We start from the raw sequence: 22,012 nt of genomic DNA on the forward strand, positions 1-22,012 counted from the left end.
TTATTCTTCCTCCTGTTGTTCTAGCTCCATAGCTAGGAATACGGAATTCACCGCATTGATATATGCATTTACACTTGATTTAACGATATCGGTGCTGATACCACGACCATGGTACAAGCGACCGTTGTATTCTACCTTAAGGGTTGCTTCCCCAAGTGCATCTTTACCGGCTGTGATAGCACGGATTTGGTAGTCTTTTAAGCTGATTGGCAAGCCAACCACACGTTCAACCGCTTTAAGGGACGCATCTACTGGACCGTCACCTACGGCAGCATCCGCTCTTTCACCATCTGGTGTCATGAGACGAACGTCAGCATAGGCATAGCCTTTCTCGCCCAATTTGTAATATTGAGCCACGAGCTCGAATGCTTTTTTGTGGTGAAGATTATCTACAACAAGGGCTACGATATCATCATCGTATACTTGTTTTTTGCGGTCAGCCAATTCTTTGAATTTAGCGAAGAGGTCGTTGATTTTCTCTTCTGTGAAAGATTGGAAACCAAGTTTTGCCAAGTGATCAGCGAAGGCATGACGGCCAGAGTGTTTACCCAATACGAGGTCTGTTTTTTCAGCCCCTACGGACTCAGGAGTCATGATTTCATACGTTTCAGGATTACTCATCATACCATGTTGGTGAATACCAGACTCATGAGCAAAGGCATTAGAACCAACGATTGCTTTATTCGGAGGAACTACAACACCTGTTAAACGGCTTACAAGTTTAGATACTTTCGTAAATTGTTTTGTATCGATGTTCACTTGAAGGTCATCGAAATAATCATGGCGTGTTTTAAGAGCCATTACCACTTCTTCAATCGCTACGTTACCAGCCCGTTCGCCCAGACCATTAATTGTGCCTTCTACTTGGCGTGCACCTGCTTTAATAGCAGCTAACGTATTCGCATTGGCAAGACCTAAGTCATCATGGCAGTGAACAGAGATAATTGCATTTTCAATGCCTGATGTATGTTCTTTGATGTAGCGGATTTTATCACCGAACTCATTAGGGTTCATATAACCTACTGTATCTGGTACGTTAATAATTGTAGCGCCACCAGCAATTGCAACACCAAATACTTGACATGCGAAATCTAAATCAGAGCGTGCCGCGTCTTCGCCGGAGAACTCGATTTCATCAACCTTACCTTTTGCATATGCCAATACGGATTTAACCTTATCCAATACCTCTTGGCGAGTCATTTTTAATTTATATTCCATATGAAGTTCGGAAATAGCAATGAATACATGTAAACGGCTACGTTCCGCATCTTTCAACGCATCAATCGCTTTTTGTACGTCCTTTTCATTAGCACGAGCCAACGCACAAATTGTTGCACCTTTGACTTCGCGAGCAATCGTTTGTACCGCTTCAAAATCTCCAGGGGATGCAGCCGGGAAACCGGCCTCAATAACGTCAATGCCGAGACGTACTAGGCCTTTCGCAATTTCAATTTTTTCAGGAGTTTGTAAAGATACACCTGGTGTTTGTTCCCCATCACGAAGGGTTGTATCAAAGAAATATACGCGATTCTGTTCCATAATCTTCACCTTTTATCCTATAAAACATATTCCCTTATTACATCTATTCATTGTGAAAGTCTAGTAAAACCGCCGATTTCAACGCTATTTCGGCTAATCCTAAGTAGATACAATTAAATCAGTAATTTTACTAGACTTTTACAATAAAAAAGCCCCTCAGAACAACTGTCGTTGCTCAAAGGGGCGTTATATTCATAACACGGTACCACCCTAATTGGGACTCGTTTCGGGTATAACGGAACCACCGTCGATGACTACTGCTGTATTCGCCACCGAAGCTCGCGGGAGAGTGTCAGCGTACAACCTCTATTGCCTCACACCGGCCGGCAACTCTCTGAAAGCAGGATTTGTAAACCTTTATACCCGTTCATCGCTTGATTTAAGATATAAAAGTATTATACGGTATTCTATAGAACTGTGTCAACAGGATGGACATGTGAGTTTTGTGAAAGCACAGTTTTATCGTTACAATTTGACATTCCCCATGATTTCACGCATACTGAAAATAAGCAGTACCAAAGATTGGAGGAATAATTATGAGTGGTTCAAACAAATTCTTTTATATTTTGTCGGGTATTGTAAGTATTATCCTAGGGATATTCTTACTATTAAATCCGCTTATTAACCTCTTTGCATTCACTTGGGTTATGTCTATCATCTTCTTTGCCAATGCAATCAGTGGCATTATAAATTATTTTAGGTTGCCTTCTGCAATGAGAAGCGGCTGGCATCTCATTGGCGGTATTATCAACGCTCTATTCGGTATCTATTTAATATTCGGCGGATTTGCATTCCTACCATTAGTACTCCCAATTACAATCGGCGTCTGGATGGTAATTGAAGCCATCTTTATTTTCATTAAATCAAGAAAGTCCGACAGCATGGTATCACTCATGGGACGTAATGCAAAATGGCTTGCACTAATTCTTTTACTATTAGGCCTATTACTTATATTCGAGCCGATCGTTTCTGGACAAGCATTTATCTATTTCATCGCCTTCGGTTTCTTATTTGACGGAATTTATTCCATCGGTGAGGCTTTTAAAAAATAGAATATAACTAAATAATTACACTATAAGATCGACCATGTACTGCCAAAATAGCTGTCATAAATTACGATGTCTATTTCGTATTTGTGGCAGCTATTTTATTTGTTTTGGCTAGCCGTCATGGTAAATGTATTCGCCTACTACATTTGCAAGTGGTTAGACGCTTTTCTAGCCCTTTTATTTAGCAACTAGCCCAACGCTCTAACATTAGCGTAATAATGGGGTTATAGGACAAAAATTAGTACAACCCTGTAGTAATTTAAAATCCCCTTGATCAGTACCAAGATACTCATCAAAGGGATTATATTAATTATGAAAAAGACAAATAGCCCTTCGTTATCCTAGGATTGCTATTAAATTCAAGTCACATCTTAGGCTTTAAATATAACACCATTATGCTCTAGTTGTTCCACTGTTTTTTTACCAATGCCCGGTAGCATCAATACTTCTTGTTTAGTAATTGTTTTAAAATCATCTACTGTGTATAGGCCGGCTTGTGAAAGTGTAATTTGTGCACCGAACCGTATATTGTCATATACCGGATTTCCACGCAAAGCCCCACCTTTAGCAACCTCTACGGGGCTCATATGAGCGGACTCGCGTTTTCCCATATAACTATCATTAGAGTACCGATTTATAACAGTTCGATCGGTAACACGTTCATACGCATCATATAGAGTCTGCCATAATGGACTTTCAAAATCCACTAATTGAGTTGGTAAAAATGAGATAGCAGTATATAAGCTTATTAATTCTCGTGGGTCAGAATCTATGTTGCTCACTTGGTCTACCATATACATAATAGCCTCTAAATGATCTTCTACAAAATCGTTCCAGCGCGTTGCATCTTGTAATAACCAATCAATATCTTCATATTCATCAACAAGATCTGCTAATACATCATGGGCTATCTTGCTTTCACCACACTGCAAAGCCAATAGAATATACAGCATATGCATAGGCAACATGATATCCGGAGCCTGATTAAATGCATTTTGTATATCATCGCAACATGCAAGATATCGCTGATATACCTTGCGGCCGCGATCCCAGTTGGCAGCGCCACAACAAGCAACCATCATATACACAAGAAATCCCGAATGATCTTGCTTGTCTCCGTGAAAAACTGGCGTAAAGCAGGCAATCGCATCATTATACATATTATATTCTAAATATATCATCCCCATGTCGATGAGGCAACGCATATAAGGACGCGTCTCTATTATATTCCAATCTATTTTCTTTGGTTTTTTCAACGATTCTACTAGCTGTTTCAACTGATAAATTTGAAAGCTTGGATGTAACTCAAGGGCTATGAGTTCTCGTTTAGCATCTACTTCATCAGGACATAATGCAAGGATTTCATTGTATAACTTCCTTGATTTCTCATTCGTATCAGCCTCTTCTGCAGCCTCATATAAATCACGTAATTTCATTTCTATCGTATTATTAAAATCACCACGATTATATTGAGTCATAAATGCTTCTAACAAATCCTCAATAGATTTGAAATCAGATTCATGTTCGGATACAAATTGTTTCTGTAAACGTAATAATAACTCACTATAAAAGTTAAACATAGAGTATCTCCTTATACATATGAACGTAAAAATACTACTCATATGTAATATAGCACGAGGGAATATATTAATTCTAGAGGTAATACCTCGACCTATTAATATCTCATCTGAAAATGGGTTGGCAACTAGACGATAAAAATGAGACACCGATTATAGTCGATGCCTCATTCTTTTGGGGGTCTATCAATATTATGTTTATGTTGCAATACATTAGTACACTAATTAACCAGCAAATATACGGTATGTATCGCATGTTTGTAGCAAGTCTTTTACGTATATACGAGATGCTGTATCATCTAATTTCATAGCCAATGCACGACCAAAGGATTTTGCCTTATGAATAAGTTCGCCAAGGAAATTAACAATGGTAAAGAAAATCCCTTGTGGCGTCATAGAATCTGCACCAATAGCAGCCTCAGACTCACCTAGTTGTAAAGAACATACCTATCTCATAATATGAAATCTCTCTAACTTGTTTTCACGATAATTTCATTTATATATTCATTATACAAAATCGATATATTGAGGAGCAATAAACTGAATATAAACTTTATTAGATTTTTCAATGAAAACATGTATCAATTTTGCTCATCTAATGGCTTAGAATCAATGCGTATACCCTGCATTAATCGCCCAGCTTTGCTTGTATGTGCCAGATAGACCCGTGCTGATATCCGCATATAGACTATTATTTGTATTTATACCAAAGCACCACTAATTAGAGGGTAAAAAACAAAGTCCTAAATTACTATAACGTTCTAATGAGTGCTTACCACCCTTAATGAATTTCCAAGAATCTTCATAAGAGTCACAACAAGAAAAATCAGAATTACAAAGAAATGATATAAAATCATCAATATTATCTATATATTTCTCTGAAAACTCTAATGCATAATCTTCCTTTTCTTTATCACTAGCATTTTGAAGATTATATAATACATGATCTAAATTACAAGACATATAATATACCTTATAAGGAATACCATTGTAAATACCACTTGTATTAGTACTCAATGTATCTACATTTTCTCTCTTTTGGACATTTCTAAGACGAATATTCTCTACATTTGAGGTTTTTATAGATATAGGTGAATAAAATGGATCTTTACATGATTCATCAAATCGGATGAGTTTATCATCTATATAAGCACCATCCATATCAACAATATGAACAATCCTATCTATGTCTGACTTCTTAAATTTATCTTTTGTAATCCATGATTTAACCTTGTTTCCCAAATGTGCTTTTATTTTTGATTGATCAATATTTTTATCAGTAGTAATATCACCATGTATTATCTTTGTTACAATACGATCACTATCAAAATATTTAACAAAATACCGTTCTAATGCAGAAGCGTCTGATGGACCTTCCACGATTACTAGCACTATTTTTTTTCGTGCCACTTATATACACCAGCTTTCTTGAAAGCATATGAAATTTCAGCATTTTGTGTTGGTTTATAGACTTCTTCTGCTTGCTCACCTAATGTAATATCCCGATAATAAAAATCTCTTAAATTATTAGATGACTTCACATTTTTAGGACGAATATAACGATTATTAGGATTTGTTGTGGTAAAAGCTATGCATCCTTTATCCAATGTCTCTAAAGGACGCAAATTATGTGAAGTAAAAATCAATTGACCTTTACCTTTTTCAGCTATAATTCGAAGTAACTCCCCTAGTAAATACTCAAAAATACCAGCATCCAATTCATCAACTGCAATAGTAACAGATGGACGATTATATACAGCAATTAATAAACTCAAAATAGATATAATTTTGCGTATACCTTCTGACTCATATTTTAAAGGTATACTTTTATCATTTTTATTAGAAACCAGCATTAAACGTTTACCGTTTTCACCATTTTCTAATAATTCAACGCCTAAATCAGATGCTGAAATCCGTAAGCCTGGAATAATTTCAGATAAAACTAAATTCATCATGCTGATAATATTATGAATTTCATCAACAATAGGTATAGGTAAAGTAACTGGTTTATCTAAAGGTAATGTAATTGTACCGATTCGTCCCATATCATCTTGTTGTACATTTATTTCTAACGGTAATACATTAAGACTGTGTAAACCACTATGAGAGGTTAATACGACAAATAAATCATGATTACCATATTTTACTAACATATGTATAATCATAAAAATATAATTATACTCACTAGTATTTTCAATAAATTCTTGTCTAGAATTAAGACGTTTCAAAAATAGTGAAGAAAATAAAAAAGATCTGGATGTAGCTTGGCAAAGACGTTTATCTACAAGAAAATCAGTCATATCATCATAGTGTTTACCAAATAAAATTTCAAATTTGCTTTTAGGTACAAACACTTCTGTAGTATCTGTATTAGCAATTATATTCTTCCTAATCGATGTAGTACGGTTTTCCATTCTATACTGTAATACTTCTTTTTTTACAATAGGTATAGTTTTTATAGAATCTATATTGTCTGTATTACTATCACTAGTAACCTTATTTCTAGCTAATTCTACATCGTAATATACATGTATATTATCATCATCAATTTGTAAAGAAAATTCAAAAGAGAGTTCTGCCAAATCACTATTGATATTAATATAATCAACTAAATGATCTGGTAGTCTCTGCCCCATCAATAACTGTTTTAATATATCAATCGCATTAATTAAAACCGTTTTTCCTGAGCCATTTTGCCCGTATAAACCTAATAAGTTTGATGAAGAACATTTCTTATCTACGTTCAATTTAATATGACCATATTCAACATTCTTTAGATTTTTAATTGTAATCTCTTCTAAACGAACAATAGGCGTATTCATAGTTGATTCTCCTTTTCTTGTCAATAGTGTATCACAAACTTGACAAACAAAAAAGAAGAACTGTAAAAACAGAATAAAAAATTCCGTTTTTACAGTTCATGCATAGATATTTATTATAGAGCCACTAATAATAAGGATTATATAAGAAGCAGTTATTAATATTGAAAATTGTTCACTTTTTTCATCATAAAACTTAGAATAAGTTGATATTCATAGCAATTATGAAAGTATCTATACTAAAAGAAATTAAATCCTATACAACACTAAACTTTTTCCAAAACACACTTATTAATATATCCAAATAAAAGGAGTAAATAGTCGAAAGATTCTTTGCTTGTAAATGATACTCTAAGAATGTACAAAAATGATGATATAAGAATGTACAATTTTGATTGTATCACCGATACTATAGTTGAGGTGATAACAACATGCAATACGTATACGGTATTAACAGTTCATTTACTATAACATCATTATTAGACTTACCAATATTAAGAGACACTCTGGATGCTTGCAATTTGAAACCTAATATTACAAGCGTGTTCTATGGCAATATTTGGTAGACAACCATGGACTCACAGCTACTTACTCTACATTTCGTGGTTATATTTCAAAGGTACCAGTATTTCAATCCTATTTTGATAGAAAACAAACATCGCCTAGTACGCAACATACGATTCGCTTTGAAACCGCACCAGCTGAACAGGCTCAAGTGGATTGGAAAGAGAATATTAAATTCCTATTGCCTGATGGAACATACATAACTTTTAATATATTGCTGATGACATTAGGCTATTCTCGATACAAATTAGCAAAGGTCACGTTCGATAGAACTACTGAAACACTACAAGATACATTGGTAGAATTCTTTGAGCAATTACAAGGTGTTCCTCATGTACTAGTAACAGATAATATGAAGACTGTGATGGCACAACCGAGGCTAGCTGGAGTTAAAGGACAGCTTCATACCAAAGCAGAACAATTTTCAAGTGACTTTAGCTTTACATTTAAACCTTGTATTGCGCGCCGTCCACAAACGAAAGGTAAAGTAGAAAGCCAAATGAAAATTCTAGATGAAATTCATGCTTACCAAGGGAAATTGACAATACAGGAAGTGGAAGAACAGATTCAAAAAATTATTTTACGTAGCAATCTAGCAATTTCTCAAGCCACAAGACAAATACCGTCTGTACTGCTTGCAAAAGAAAAGGAATCTCTTACCCCACTTCCAACAAAAGTGATAAGAGATTCCTATCGCATAGAACACCCAAAAGCTAAGGTTTCAACGAGTAACCTCATTAGCTTTCGTGGTAGCCACTATTCTGTACCACCAGGATATGTGGCCAAATCTATGACCTTAAAGACCATAGATAAGATGCTATACATATATGATAGCACAGAATTGATTGCACAGCACCTATTAAGTGGTAAGAAGGTTAACTATTTGCCGTCTCATTACGAGGCACAATTGCAGAAAACAATTCCTTATCTAAATTCTGAAGATGTAAAAGCTAAAGCAAAATCTAATTTGGAAAAGATAGGAGCTATCTATGACACTACAGACTAATTACCAACGATTACAAGACAATTTAGCGTATCTAAAACTAAAACAATGTATACTACACCTCGATGAAACAATTGAATTAGCTAATAAACAGAACTTATCTCATATTGAGTGGTTACTGAAGCTTAGTGATTACGAGGTCGATATTAAACGACAAAACGTCATTAACCATATGGTAAAAATTAGTAATTTTCCTCATTTGAAAACACTAGCTGATTTTGAATTTTCATTTCAACCACAAATTAACGAAGTGCAAATTAAGAATTTAGCGTCATTGGGTTTTATGGAACGAGCTGAAAACATTGTATTTCTTGGATCTAGTGGTGTTGGGAAAACACATTTAGCTACCTCACTAGGGATTGAAAGCTCTCGTAACAGACGAAGTACTTATTTTATTAAATGCCATGATTTAATCCAAAATCTTAAAAGAGCAAAGGATGAAGGAAAATTAGAAACTCGGCTCAAGCATTACACACGCTACCAATTACTCATTATTGATGAAATTGGTTATTTGCCATTGCAGCCAGGAGATGCTAATTTGCTATTTCAAATTATTGATAGACGGTATGAACAGAAAAGTACCATCGTAACCTCTAACATTAATTTTGATGAGTGGGCTACCATATTACATGATGAGCGAGTAGCTAATGCTATTGTTGATCGATTACTTCACCATGCACATGTGATTAGCATAACTGGAGATTCATACCGGTTACGAAACCATATGCAGCAGAAGGAATAACTGTACATTGTACATCGTCAAAATTGTACATTCTTATATTGACATTTACATATTATTTAGATAGTTAGAATGGTATTTTATCTTCAGCAAGATAAGGTTCAATTATTTCCATATCAGCCGTATGTCTACCACGATTATAACATTGGTCATTTTTATAATATATATCCATAATTTCTTGAAGATCTAAAGCATTAAATTCCGCTACATGAATTTTTAAAAAAGACATATAACAATCCGCGTCATCATATCCCAAATATGTTGGAACAGCGTTAACCATAATCTTAGCAAATTCTACCAAATTAAAATCTTCACAAAGTTTAACTGATTCAAAAATTTCCTTAATATATTTATTTTTATGAAGAGATGAAGTATCTTTGAAAAATCCGTACTCAGACCTTGGGTCATGAGGATAAAAAGCACGATATGCTACTAAGCCTGTTGGGATTAATATACGTGCTTTTAAATATTCGAATACTTCCTCATTTTCTCTAATAATTTCCATTATAATAGAATATTTTAATACCATAGAAACTAAAATTTCAGCACGAACAGAATTGTTTTTTAATTCATCAACACTGATTTTAGAGAATTCATCCAATATTGCCTGCTCTCGGAGTAGATCTATTCGACCTTCTTCTATCAAATAAGAGGTCATAGAAAATAAGAAGGCATATACTCCAAGTATATTTCTAATACACTCCTCATCGTCTGTATTATATAGAAATTTAAGAAATGTTTTATATGATTTTTTTAATGAAATATTAGTCATTCTCTTTAAATATTTATCTGTAATTTTTTTTCTTATTGATTCATCCAATCCATCTGGATCAAATATTATCTGCTCAGTAAACTTTTCAACATCATGTTTTGCAATCTCAAATAAATCCATAATAAATGGAGCTTTCACAGAAAGAACATGATCATACATAGAGCAAATCATCATTTTAGCATGATAATCATTAGGAACATATAGAGAATTATCATTCACTTTCAAATGAGCACATTTATTCCGGCAATTTCTAAGATATTCAATATCCTCTATGAACCTTTCAAAATACAAAGAACAATTATCTTTAAAAAAATCAATAATTTCACGCTCTACTTTTGAATATTTTTCATCTGAACTTATCATACCATTAACTTTTTCTAATTGTTGCCTTGCTTTACTATCACCTTCATCCGCCATAGTTTGTAACTTAATAAATAAATCATAAATCACAAATGAATATAATAAAACTATCGTCGCTCGATAATTCTGACTATAATACGATTGCAATATTTCTTTAAAATAGTTTCGAGAGTCTGAATTATCAAATACACGTAAGTCTTTTTCATCATATAACATATAACCACCACCCAATAATAGTATTAGTTAATCATATTAATATATTAAATAATTACATAGACAATATTATTATATCAAAATTAATATATTTATTTATTTATAATAACCATCAACAAAGACCTCTATAATATAAAACAACCCCTCAAAATGTATTTTGATTTAAAGTTAAAATAACTTTTATCTCAATCCATTATAGAGGGGCTTTCTTTTTACACACTCGCTTTCACAAGTGCTTGTGTATATGGATGTACCGCTTCTTTAAGTCGTTTTGATTCGATGGTTTCTACGATTTGTCCGTCTTTCATGACGATGATTCGGTCTGTTACAGCTTGTAATAGTCCGATATCATGGCTGACGAATATGTAGCCGAAGGGTTGTTCCGTATGGAGTTTTTGTAATAGGTCTAGCACCAGCTTTTGATTCACCGCATCAAGGGCTGATGTAGGTTCGTCAAAGAGTACTAGTTTTGGATTCATCAACATTATTCGTGCTAATACAACGCGTTGCAATTGACCGCCGCTGACCTCATGCGGGTATTTGTTAACGATCGTTTCAGGTAGGTCTACATGTTGAATCCACTTACGGATATCGTCCTTTGCTGCCGCTATATCCATGAGACCATAGTTGATATACGGCTCTAAGAGAAATGCTTCCAAGTTCATCCTCGGTGGAATCACCGCCAAGGGATTTTGGAACATCATCTGCATAGAACGATATATGTCTCTATAATTTTGAATAGAATGTATTTCCTCACCAAAGAGTCGTAAGGTGCCAGAGGTAGGCTTTTCCAATAAAGCAATCAGTCTAAGCAGAGTACTTTTACCGGAACCACTACCACCAGCAATACCTACGCGTTCATTGGGAGTCACGGAAAAGGATACGTTATCAACGGCACGAACCGTATGATGGTGGTTTGTATATTGTTTACATAAATGCTCAACTTGAATCATACTACACCACTTTCATTACGGAATCTAACAAAATACGAGTATACTCATCCTTTGGATGGGCCATAACCTCTGTGGCGGATCCCACTTCAACGAGTTGCCCCTTATTCATAACCCCAATGCTATTGGCAATGCGAGCAGCCGCCTTGATATTATGGGTTACAATAATCACCGTTGCTCCAAGAGCCTGCGTTACCTCTTTCATAAGGTCCAATACAGAGGCTTGCACGAGCATATCTAGGGCACTAGTCGGTTCGTCAGCAAATACGATACCAGGCTTCAAGATGAGACTCAAGGCTATTGCTAACCGTTGTTGCATGCCACCGCTCAATTGAAACGGATAGGACTGCAAGATACGCTCTCCGTCAGTTAAGTGAACAAGATTAAGCATATCTATAACGCGGCTTACATCATAGCTTTCACCATGGGCACGGAATAAATCTTTAAAGTGATTTTCTACGGTTCGATTTGGGTTTAGATAGGCGCTGGGATTTTGAAAGATCATGGAAATCTTTGTGCCCCGCAATTGTCGCCAATCGCTATCACTTAATGTAGAAATATCGGTGCCGTTTAGCAAAATTTGACCACTAATGCTAGCTTGTTTCAACATACCAAAGGCGGCACGAACTAACGTAGATTTACCAGAGCCGCTTTCACCAACGATAGCAAAGACCTCACCATTGGGCACGGAGAAGGATACATCGCGTACCGCTTGCTCCGTACCATATGAAATTGTAACCTTATCAAATACGATACAATCAGATTTATTCAATAGTAGAATCCTTTGTTAATAAGTAGTAATCGATTGGATGTACCGGTACATTTTTAACTTTTGTAGTGGATACAACTGTTGCACTTGGATACAACAAATAGATATCTGCTACGTCATCAACTAAGATTTGTTGCGCTTGTTTTGCAATATTAGAGCGTTCATTTTGATCAAATGTTACTGACAATTGGTCGATTAACGCATCTACTTGAGGGTTAGAGTAGCCACCAACGTTTGCTTTCGCACCAGTTTTGTAGAATAAGCTGAGGAACCAGTAAGGATCGTTTGTAGGCATAGTCACTACATTGCGTTCTACTAAATCGAAACCATCTGTACCAAGTGTATCTACTTCATCAGGGCTTTGTAATTTCTTAAGAGTTACAGCAATACCTGCTTTTTTCAATTCTTGTTGAATTTCTTCGTATAAGCTTGTGTCTTTACCCCAAATAGCAATAGTAATCGCTAATTCTTTGCCATCTTTTGCATACATGCCGTTTGCATTCTTAGCGTAACCAGCTTGAGTCAAGATTTGCTCAGCTTTCGCCACATCTGTCATCGGTTTATTAGCAATCGCATCATAACCTAAATTGGCAGATGGAGGGAATGGTGCCGCCCCTGGTGTAGAGCCATTGCCGATGATTTTAGCCATGGAATCATAGTTAATGATATGAGCAATAGCGGAACGTACAGCTTTATCATGCAATGGAGATACTTCTGTGTGATTTGCTTTCAACATAAACACACGAACGCCAGCAACATCTTGAATATTGAAACCGTCTTTGAACAAGCTGCGGTTAGCAGAGTCCACTTTTTGAATTACGTCTACGTCTTTAGATTGCAACGCCATAGCGCGTTTATTGTTGTCTTCGATATCTTTTACAGTTACAGAATCAAGACCTGGTTTGCCGCCCCAGTAATCTGCGAAGGCTGCAAGTTCAATTGTTTCACCTTTTTTGAAAGCAGTGATTTTATAAGGGCCTGTAAGAACTGGTTTAGATGCTACGTCTTTAAGATCTGCAGTATCCATGATAACGAAAGCAGGTTCAGTCAAGCTAGATAACAAGGAACCATTAGGCTCTGTAGTTTTAATGATCAAGTTTTGACCATCTACTGTGATGGACTCGATTTTAACAGCTTTCGCGGAACGAGCACTTTGTTTCATCGTGTACTCGATAGACTCTTTAACCTTTTGAGGCGTCATAGGCGTACCATTATGGAATTTTACATTTTCACGGATGTGGAATTTCCATGTTGTAGGGTCCACATTTTCCCAAGAATCTGCCAATTGTGGGGCAAATTTCATATCCGGTGTTACAACGGCTAAGTTTTCACCTGCACCGATACGAGTCAATGTCCACGCATCCCATTCGTGAGTTGGATCTAATGTTTCACCAAACCAATACAAACCAACATTCATATGCTTCCCTTGTTTGCTGTCTTTAGCAGTATCATTACCACAGCCGACCAAGAGAGCTACCATGCATAGCATGGACAAACATGCTAACAACCAACGTTTCATAATATCTCCTTTAAAATATATCGCCTCGTTGAGGCTTTCACCATAAAAAATCTAAACACAGCACGGTTAACGAGATACATCGAGGGCATCGCGCAACGCATCGCCAATATAGTTAAATAAAACAACAGTAATAAAAATAGCGAGCCCCGGGTAAATTAGCAGCCACGGCGCCGTTTGTAGAAAATCTCGGGAGCTCAACAAGATAGCGCCCCACTCCGGATCCGGCGGTTGTACACCGATGCCGATGAGCGAAAAACTGGCTACCAAAATAATGGCGTCCCCTAGATGTTGAATAATAACAATCACCAACGGTGGCAATACATTCGGCAGAATATAGCGCCACAAAATTCGTAGATTTGAAGCGCCCGACATGCGAGCAAAGGTAATGTACTCCGCGTGGCGTTCAATCTGTACGAGGCCCCTCGTGATACGGGCATATTCCGCCCATTTCGTAATACATAAGGAAATGATTACATTCGTTATGCTAGGACCCATGATACCGATGAAAGCAATAGCTATAACCATATTCGGGAAGCCAAGTACTAAATCGATTAAACGAGATAACCAACGGTCAACGCGAGGTGTAGAGAACCCTGCTAATCCACCAATAGCGATGCCAATGGCCCCACTAATACCAATGATGGTGAAAGCAATCCCTAAAGAGGCTTTACCACCGTACAGAATACGAGACCACACATCACGACCGAGTTGGTCAGTACCTAATAGATGGGTACTACTAATGTCTTGTAAGCGGTCCGCGATACTCGTTGTTTCAGGATCAAAGGGTGCTATATAGGGAGCGCATAAGAAAAATACGATCCACAGAGCTGCTAATACCAACATAGCGTATAAGGTATAGGGCTTTTGTCTATTCATAGGAGCCTCCTTTTATGGCGGCTCTTCGCTTCGGATTCAGCCAAACACTCAATATATCAATGATGATATTAATCACGATGAACACCAAGGTAATCCAGATGATATAACCTTGCATCAATACATAATCGCGAGCCATAATGCCCTGCACCATCATATAACCAATACCTTTTATGGAGAATACCGTTTCAATAACGGCAGAGCCACCTAGCATAGCGCCCATAGTTACTCCCATCATAGGCAGCAATATAAGACCCACATGAGGGAATATATAACGGGTGTAGACCATCCATTCTGGCAAGCCCAATGCTCGCGCCCCCTGTACAAAGGGCTGTCGCGACACTTCTAAAATAGCATTGCGCAATCGACGAATGTAGAGACCACATATCCATAAAGCAAGGGTTACTGCGGGCAGAACATAGGCAGAAAAGCCATTGGTATTCGTTACCGACACTAGCTGTAATTTAACACCGAATAAGTACAGTAATAATAAACCGACCCAGAACCCAGGGATTGCTAATGCTAGGAATGTAACGAGACGAACCCCATGATCAATCCATAAGTCTTGATACTTTGCAGATAACATACCGAGCGGTATGGTCGCCACTATCCCCATAACAAGAGCTAAGGATACTAGCCCCAAGGTATTTGGCAAGGCACCGCCAAGAATGGTCGCCACTGGTAAAGCGTACAGAATGGACTCACCAAAGTCCCCTTGTATAATTTGACCTAACCAACGTAGGTATTGCTGCCACCAAGGGTCATTGAGCCCCAACTGCTCTCGTGTCTGTGCAACTACAACTGGATCTGGTGTAGCTCCTAGAAGATTAAACTTCATCGACACGGGATCAATAGGAGATAATTTTATCAATACAAATGTACCGATGGTAACAACCAATAAAATACCTACAATACTTGCCAAACGCTGTAGTATTAATCGATACAATACATCACCTGCCTTCTTTATCACAAAACAGTTATATTTTATTTTAACAGTTATTCAAATTTTTAGATATGCCCCTATATGTATATTAGAATGATTCTCATTATGAAATTTTAGCATATATACTAAAACGGCCCCTCATACGAGGAGCCGTTCTATATAAAACCCTTACAGTGTCCATGCGAGTGCTTCACTACAGCTCGCATGCCTATCCCATTAGGCCTTGACTTTTATATTATTTTGTATGTTGTTTTGGGGCTACCGTATTAGCAACGATTGCTTTAGCCATGTCACGAGTTACAGGGCGTTCGAAGTACATCCCATGAGTTTGTCCGTCTTTTGTCCAACCTATGAGATATACCATTTTATTACCGCCTTTGAAAACAACCTTTGTGCCGTTTACTTTTTCATTAGCTGTTACACGAAAATCGTTATAATCGCCGCTGATATCTTCTTTTATTTCATTGGCTATGCGATGGACGATGCGTTTGCCTGCAGCTTGATTACGAGTAGCGTCTTCACCAGCTTGGTAAACATAAACTACTTGCAATATATCTTTTTCGATAGTACTTACAGACTCAATGTTGTAACCTACAGGTAATACCTTAGGCATTTGAGGTGTAATGTTCATATATTTAGCCGCTTCATCTACAGTAGCAAACTCATGAAACGGGCTTGGCATACCAACCATTGGCGCTTCTTGTTGAGCTACCACAGATTTAGGTTGATCTGGCTTTACATCAAGAGTACCTTGAGCACCAGCAACAGTATAAGAAGCTACACATACACAAGCAACTGCCATCAAGACCAATTTTTTAACCATGGGTATAATCTCCCTTCGCTCAACACGAAAATTATTAAAAACACATTTATTTTGTATGTGATTTTTCCTCAACAATATTACGAATTATAGCCTTCGCCATATCTCGCATAATGGGATGCTGAAACTCTAAAGAGTGATTCTGCCCATCTTTCATCCACGATACAAGATAGACCTTGTTTTTATCACCTTTGAAAGTAACCTTTGTACCATCTACACTTTCAGTTTCTATAACCTTATGAATCTTGTGGTCACCGCTAATATCACCAGTTAACTTAGATGTTCGATATATAATAAGTGCACCGCTAGCTTTGTTGTAATATGGCTCCGCACCAGGTCCATAGACATAAACAACTTGTAATATATCTTTTTCTAAGGTTATGACAGATTGAATATTAAAGCCTACAGGTAACAACTTTGGCATCTGTGGTGTTATATTCATATACTCCGCTGCTTGTTGAACTGTGGTGAACACATGTACCGGACTCGGCATAATAACATTTGGTTCTGCCGCTTCAACTGATATGCCACCAATCACAGGCATAGACTCACCTTTATTAGCCGGCGCTTCGGCACTAACAATGTTATATAAACCAATAGATGCACATACTAAAGAAGCTACTAGTAATATCTTTATCTTTGTTGTCATAACAACAATCTCCGAAAATAAGTTTCGTAAAATTATATTTATCAAAACTTTCCTATCGATTATATACTAAATGAAATAAAATTTCAAATAACTATTTCTTATGCACCATAAACCCAGCTGCTTGTTGGTTAGCCATGATTGTGACATCAGAGATTTGTAAGCGTTTAGGTTGGTTTGTTACGTATAGTACAACATCCGCCACATCCTCAGGTTGGATCGCATCGATGCCGGCATAGACAGCTTTAGCTCTTTCCGCATCACCGTGAAAGCGAACTTCACTAAACGGAGTCTCTACGATGCCCGGTTGAATGGTTGTGACCTTAATATCCGTTGCAATCGTATCCATCCGAATACCGTCGCTCAACATCTTAACAGCCGCCTTTGTAGCACAGTAAACCGCGCCACCTGGATATGCATAAATACCAGCAGTAGAGCCCATATTCACAATATGGCCTGCATTTTTATCAATCATATAAGGTAGTACGGCTTTTGTTACATATAAAAGACCTTTCACATTCGTATCGATCATAGTCACCGCATCATCGACAGTGCTATCTTGGAAAGGATCTAAGCCTTGTGCAAGACCTGCGTTATTTACGAGGACATCAACGCCACCAAAAGCCTCAATTGCTGCTGGGACCTTGCTTTCAACATCCTCACGACTACGCACATCAAGAACCAAAGTCTCAACGCGCACGCCATACTCCTTAGACAAACGCCCCTGTACCTCAGCCAACACCTCAGCGCGACGTCCAGAAATCAAAACATTATCACCATACTTTGCATACGCCTCAGCAATACAAAGGCCAATACCAGACGTTGCACCAGTAACAAAAACATTACGAGCCATAAAAACCTCCTTATCAATCCGAACTAAATCTATACCCTAATTATACCACTTTAATATGTAATGGACTCTAGGCCACTACGCGTACCACGCTTACCTACTCCCCAAAATGACATATTGACGCATTTTAAGGTAAAACGCATAGAAATGAAAAAGGATTACCGTTCTGGAAGCGACTTTCCCTTTGTATAAATAATATGTCGGAGCATTTGTTTATAATACGCTAATATTTGAGCTCTACAGCAGCAGTAAGCCAAATAGGGATACCTATTCGAAGCCGCCTTGGGCGCTATGCGTACCCATGAAGGCTGAGGATAGGTATCCCTATGTCTTATTTAGTCTGATAAGTAGAGCTCAAATACTACATCTTTTATTTCAAATGCGCCAACATATCATTTAACACTTCCATGCAATCCCCCACTATCCCATAGTTAGCGTGTTGGAAGATTTCTGCATTTGGATCGTTGTTGATAGCCACGATTGTGTCAGCCCCAGAGATACCGCTCACGTGTTGAATAGCACCGGAAATACCGAATGCCAAGTATAGTTTAGGGCTTACAGTTTTACCTGTTTGGCCTACTTGATATGGCAATTCAATCCAACCTTTTTCAACGAGAGGACGTGTAGCACCTACAACGCCGCCGATAGCATCGGCAAGTTCGTAAAGCTTATCAAAGTTTTCTTTGGACCCCATGCCACGGCCACCTGCTACGATGATATCCGCTTCTTGAATGTTGTACCCAGCTTTGCTGAACGGAATGAAGTCAAGACGCTTCATACGGATGTCTTCAGGTTTAAGGTCGAATGGTTCAATTTGAATGCGACCCCAACTATCTGCAATACGTTCAGGCTTTTTAAATACATTAGGACGGACAGAACCCATTTGTGGGCGATGATTTGGGGAAATAATTTCAGCTAAAATATTCCCCCCCAAGGCAGGGCGTGTCCATTCTACAAGGCCTTCTTCAGTATCTACTGTCAAAATAGTACAGTCAGCTACGACGCCGTTTTTCATGCGACCAGACATACGAGGTGCTAGGTCGCGACCATTATTCGTAGCGCCAATCAAAAGAATATTAGGCTTATGGTCTTCAAAGAAGTCCGTCAAAACCTTTGTATAGCCGTCTGTTGTATAGTATTTCAAAAGAGGGCTTTCAAAAACGTGAACAATATCCGCACCATGTGCCACAAGTTCCTCCGCCTCGGATTGAACATTCTCGCCAAGCAGCATAACTTGAACGAGTTGACCCAATTCCTTAGCAATACGGCGAGCTTGACCGATAAGTTCGTACGTAACCGGATGTACTACGTCATCGATGGTATCCGCTACGACAAAGACGTCTCTATATTCATCAAAATTTGTCACTCCCATTATCGATCACCTCCTTTGGAACCTTCTTCACCTTTAACAGCTGCTAAAACCTTAAACTCACTGGAGGATACACTTTCAACAGAGGCAGCCCGCTGCACAGGATCTTTTACATCTACGCCCTCATCGTTGGTATCTAGAGGCTCTTCAACCAGATCTTCGCTGGGCACTAATAGATGAGAAAACTTTTCTGGCTTGATATTATAAGCTAATTCAAGAATTTTCTTAGCGCCTTCGTCTACGGATGAAAGCATTTCTACCTTGCCTCGAAGCGGTGGTTGGTATACCTTGCGCACACGTGTAGGAGAGCCATTGAGACCAATACGGCTTTCATCAATATGCGGCATATCTCGCAATGTAATATGTGTAATCGTATACCGTTTAGCGTAAATCGAGCTCCAAAGACCTGGTTGGCGCGGCTCATTGAGTTCAGCCGTAGCCGTTACCAATAAAGGTAATGGAACTTCCACAATTTCATAGCCATTTTCATGTTCTCGTTTCACAATCGCTTTTTGGGCTGCTTGATCTACGGATAATTCACAAGCATAGGTAGCTTGCGCCATGCCTAGTTCCTCCGCAATTTGAGGACCTACTTGAGCCGTATCACCATCGATAGCCTGCTTGCCGCAGAAAATGATTTGGAACTCACGATTCATAGTACGTTGAATATGACGAATGGCAGAGGCAATTGTATAGCTTGTCGCCAATGTATCAGCACCGCCAAACGCACGGTCTGTAATGAGCACCGCATCATCTGCACCGAGGGATAAACACTCGCGCAGTGCCGCCTCTGCTTGTGGAGGCCCCATAGTGACAACGGTTACACGGCTATCTTCATATTGATCTTTTACCGAAAGAGCTGCCTCTAACGCATGCATATCATAAGGGTTTACAATACTAGGCAGACCTGTGCGGATGAGATTATTCGTTTCTGGATCCAGCTTAATCTCAGATGTATCTGGAACCTGTTTGATACATACTAATAACTCCATACACTCACCCCTGTCTAAATTCTACGCCCTTAGCGTTACGCGGATATTTCCAAGTTTTTACGATGGTTTCGCCACAGAGAACACGGCAGGTACCGCATTCAAGGCAACCAGCGAAATCAAAGGCTAAATCGCCATTTTCTTGTAATGTATATAGACCGGCAGGACAGCCGTTTACGAGTTTCATTTTCTCTTCCAAGCTAAAGCCAGCGCCATCCACAATGATATGAGGAGACGTTTCATCTACATAGTATTTATTGGCGCCCAAGCGCTCTTCTAATTTCATAGGGAACGCACCCCTTTCCAAGCATCACGAATCAAGGTAACTAAACCTACATCACTTACACTACTCATCAATTTTTTCATCATTGGTACTGCCCCATCACCGTTTACAGTGAATACATCGCGCATCACATTATTCACAAGAGCTGGATACTCTTTAAATATACGAGGGTTGGATGCGAGGAAGGTAGGCATATTTTTATAAAGCTTCATGTCCTTATACAACCAAGAATTCTTGATTTGACGTTCATACAATTTAGCAACGCGCTCCATATTTTCATCGCGCAAGGCTACGTTAACCGCATCCGCTGCACACATGCCAGATTCGATGGCAAGGTCCATCCCACGAATGGTATACCCCAAGTTCATACACATACGCGCCGCATCACCGACGATGACATACCCATTACCGCCCAGCTTAGGTAGCGCTTTGAACCCGCCTTCTGGCACGAGATGCGCACTATGCTCCTTCAATTGGCCATTTTTTAATAATGGTGCGATTCTTGGATGGTTTGTGAAAGCTAACAGCATATCATCTACCGATTTAGTAGCTTTGCCGATATCTTCAAGGCCTACAACCATACCTACGGAAAGGCTGTCTTTATTCGTATAAATAAAGCCACCACCTAATAGTCCATCGGTCATATCGCCCAATGTAAGCCACGCCATCCCCTCATCGCCAGATAGCATAAGGCGATTTTCAAGATCCTCTTTTTTGAGTTTATATACCTCTTTTACCCCTACAGCCATTGTTCTTGGATCCGTAGGACCTGTAAGACCAGCCTGTTCCAATAACAATGTATTAGAACCTTCTGCGATGACAACTAATTTTGCATATACTTCGTCATCGTGACAACGAACCCCTATCACGCGACGATGTTTTCCTTCGCCTTCGGTAATAAGCTCTGTTACCTGTACATTAGATACGAGGAGAGCTCCTTTTTTCTCTGCCTCTTCTGCTAGCCATTTATCAAATTTAGCACGCAATACTACGTAGGATTCTTCATTAGGTTCACCATCTTCGTAACTATACTCGATGGTGGTCATTTCATTACCTGTACCAATAGAAATGCGCTCTTTTGTCACCTTTCGTTCCAACGGCGCACGGTCTCTAAAGTCCGGTACAAGACGCTCCAAAGAATGTGTATAGATGCGTCCACCCATCATATTTTTAGCACCTGGTGCGGTTCCACGTTCGATAAGTAAAACTTTTACCCTCTGCTCCGCAAGGCGTAATGCTGCCGCAGAACCCGCTGGCCCTGCGCCAACAACGATAACATCAAATGTTTCATTGCGATCAATTGCCATATACTCAGCTCCTTTAAATGAAAGCTTAGACTTACATAAGTTCATATAGTATATATATT

General features: G+C 38.4%; 21 protein-coding genes and 1 other annotated feature. Of the genes, 3 read left to right on the forward strand and 18 right to left on the reverse strand.

Translation table 11 applies throughout. The annotated features are described in order from the left end of the window. A complete protein-coding gene (locus tag E7K77_RS05830) occupies window positions 1–1,539 on the reverse strand; it encodes a 2-isopropylmalate synthase (protein WP_195394560.1) in 1,539 nt (512 codons plus the stop codon). A gap of 176 nt (window positions 1,540–1,715) precedes the next feature. Further along, window positions 1,716–1,919, reverse strand: a binding site (T-box leader). Between the two features lie 156 nt (window positions 1,920–2,075). On the opposite strand from E7K77_RS05830, the gene E7K77_RS05835 reads away from it, so the two are divergent. Beyond that, the gene (locus tag E7K77_RS05835) at window positions 2,076–2,591 is read left to right on the forward strand and encodes a DUF308 domain-containing protein (protein WP_278452008.1); all 516 of its coding nucleotides are present in this window, start codon (window positions 2,076–2,078) and stop codon (window positions 2,589–2,591) included. 368 nt (window positions 2,592–2,959) lie between these two features. Here the strand turns inward: E7K77_RS05835 and E7K77_RS05840 are convergent, their stop codons facing one another. From E7K77_RS05840 to E7K77_RS05855, 4 genes are all read right to left on the reverse strand, one after another. Continuing rightward, window positions 2,960–4,168: a hypothetical protein gene (locus E7K77_RS05840; RefSeq protein ID WP_278452009.1), complete on the reverse strand. Its 1,209-nt coding sequence runs from the start codon at window positions 4,166–4,168 to the stop codon at window positions 2,960–2,962. A gap of 222 nt (window positions 4,169–4,390) precedes the next feature. Then, on the reverse strand, window positions 4,391–4,561 hold the full coding sequence (locus E7K77_RS05845) for a hypothetical protein (RefSeq protein ID WP_325306426.1): 171 nt from the start codon (window positions 4,559–4,561) through the stop codon (window positions 4,391–4,393). Between the two features lie 321 nt (window positions 4,562–4,882). Then, window positions 4,883–5,575 carry a hypothetical protein gene (locus tag E7K77_RS05850; RefSeq protein WP_278604360.1) on the reverse strand — a complete coding sequence of 231 codons (693 nt, stop codon included), beginning with the start codon at window positions 5,573–5,575 and terminating at the stop codon, window positions 4,883–4,885. Further along, window positions 5,557–6,987 (reverse strand): AAA family ATPase, encoded by a 1,431-nt coding sequence (locus E7K77_RS05855; protein ID WP_278604361.1) that lies wholly within the window; start codon window positions 6,985–6,987, stop codon window positions 5,557–5,559. The genes E7K77_RS05850 and E7K77_RS05855 overlap by 19 nt, the downstream gene beginning before the upstream one ends. Window positions 6,988–7,543: 556 nt before the next feature. On the opposite strand from E7K77_RS05855, the gene istA reads away from it, so the two are divergent. Together istA and istB are read left to right on the forward strand one after the other, a co-directional pair. Next, the gene (istA, locus tag E7K77_RS05860; RefSeq protein WP_278604362.1) at window positions 7,544–8,554 is read left to right on the forward strand and encodes an IS21 family transposase; all 1,011 of its coding nucleotides are present in this window, start codon (window positions 7,544–7,546) and stop codon (window positions 8,552–8,554) included. Continuing rightward, a complete protein-coding gene (istB, locus tag E7K77_RS05865; RefSeq protein WP_278618648.1) occupies window positions 8,538–9,293 on the forward strand; it encodes an IS21-like element helper ATPase IstB in 756 nt (251 codons plus the stop codon). Before istA ends, istB begins: the two co-directional genes overlap by 17 nt. 64 nt (window positions 9,294–9,357) lie before the next feature. Here istB and E7K77_RS05870 read toward each other — a convergent pair whose 3' ends face one another. The 13 genes from E7K77_RS05870 to E7K77_RS05930 all read right to left on the reverse strand — a co-directional run bounded on the left by E7K77_RS05870 (window position 9,358) and on the right by E7K77_RS05930 (window position 21,953). Next, window positions 9,358–10,638: a hypothetical protein gene (locus tag E7K77_RS05870; RefSeq protein WP_278618649.1), complete on the reverse strand. Its 1,281-nt coding sequence runs from the start codon at window positions 10,636–10,638 to the stop codon at window positions 9,358–9,360. A gap of 209 nt (window positions 10,639–10,847) precedes the next feature. Next, entirely contained in the window at window positions 10,848–11,588 is a 741-nt protein-coding gene (locus tag E7K77_RS05875) for an ABC transporter ATP-binding protein (protein ID WP_316597949.1), read from the reverse strand. A 1-nt stretch (window position 11,589) separates the two neighbouring features. Next, a complete protein-coding gene (locus E7K77_RS05880) occupies window positions 11,590–12,357 on the reverse strand; it encodes an ABC transporter ATP-binding protein (protein WP_316597950.1) in 768 nt (255 codons plus the stop codon). Then, complete coding sequence (locus E7K77_RS05885; RefSeq protein WP_325306427.1) at window positions 12,350–13,873, reverse strand: ABC transporter substrate-binding protein; 1,524 nt, start codon at window positions 13,871–13,873, stop codon at window positions 12,350–12,352. The genes E7K77_RS05880 and E7K77_RS05885 overlap by 8 nt, the downstream gene beginning before the upstream one ends. A 66-nt stretch (window positions 13,874–13,939) precedes the next feature. Continuing rightward, the gene (locus tag E7K77_RS05890; protein WP_008603309.1) at window positions 13,940–14,749 is read right to left on the reverse strand and encodes an ABC transporter permease; all 810 of its coding nucleotides are present in this window, start codon (window positions 14,747–14,749) and stop codon (window positions 13,940–13,942) included. Beyond that, on the reverse strand, window positions 14,742–15,692 hold the full coding sequence (locus E7K77_RS05895; protein ID WP_325306428.1) for an ABC transporter permease: 951 nt from the start codon (window positions 15,690–15,692) through the stop codon (window positions 14,742–14,744). Before E7K77_RS05895 ends, E7K77_RS05890 begins: the two co-directional genes overlap by 8 nt. A 232-nt stretch (window positions 15,693–15,924) precedes the next feature. Next, window positions 15,925–16,512, reverse strand: coding sequence for a hypothetical protein (locus tag E7K77_RS05900; RefSeq protein WP_316597954.1), 588 nt, complete (start codon window positions 16,510–16,512; stop codon window positions 15,925–15,927). Window positions 16,513–16,558: 46 nt separating this feature from the next. After that, window positions 16,559–17,158 (reverse strand): hypothetical protein, encoded by a 600-nt coding sequence (locus tag E7K77_RS05905; protein WP_278604366.1) that lies wholly within the window; start codon window positions 17,156–17,158, stop codon window positions 16,559–16,561. 91 nt (window positions 17,159–17,249) lie between these two features. Further along, on the reverse strand, window positions 17,250–18,008 hold the full coding sequence (locus E7K77_RS05910; protein ID WP_123138306.1) for an SDR family NAD(P)-dependent oxidoreductase: 759 nt from the start codon (window positions 18,006–18,008) through the stop codon (window positions 17,250–17,252). A 367-nt stretch (window positions 18,009–18,375) separates the two neighbouring features. Beyond that, a complete protein-coding gene (locus E7K77_RS05915; protein WP_024061032.1) occupies window positions 18,376–19,377 on the reverse strand; it encodes an electron transfer flavoprotein subunit alpha/FixB family protein in 1,002 nt (333 codons plus the stop codon). Next, window positions 19,377–20,366 carry an electron transfer flavoprotein subunit beta/FixA family protein gene (locus tag E7K77_RS05920; protein ID WP_287526802.1) on the reverse strand — a complete coding sequence of 330 codons (990 nt, stop codon included), beginning with the start codon at window positions 20,364–20,366 and terminating at the stop codon, window positions 19,377–19,379. The genes E7K77_RS05915 and E7K77_RS05920 overlap by 1 nt, the downstream gene beginning before the upstream one ends. A 4-nt stretch (window positions 20,367–20,370) precedes the next feature. After that, complete coding sequence (locus E7K77_RS05925) at window positions 20,371–20,649, reverse strand: ferredoxin family protein (RefSeq protein WP_004694335.1); 279 nt, start codon at window positions 20,647–20,649, stop codon at window positions 20,371–20,373. Then, window positions 20,646–21,953, reverse strand: a complete 1,308-nt coding sequence (locus E7K77_RS05930; protein ID WP_215676154.1) for an FAD-dependent oxidoreductase — start codon at window positions 21,951–21,953, stop codon at window positions 20,646–20,648. Before E7K77_RS05930 ends, E7K77_RS05925 begins: the two co-directional genes overlap by 4 nt. Between the last annotated feature and the right edge of the window lie 59 nt (window positions 21,954–22,012).

The sequence above is a fragment of the Veillonella parvula genome, assembly GCF_032577575.1.
Classification (GTDB): domain Bacteria; phylum Bacillota; class Negativicutes; order Veillonellales; family Veillonellaceae; genus Veillonella.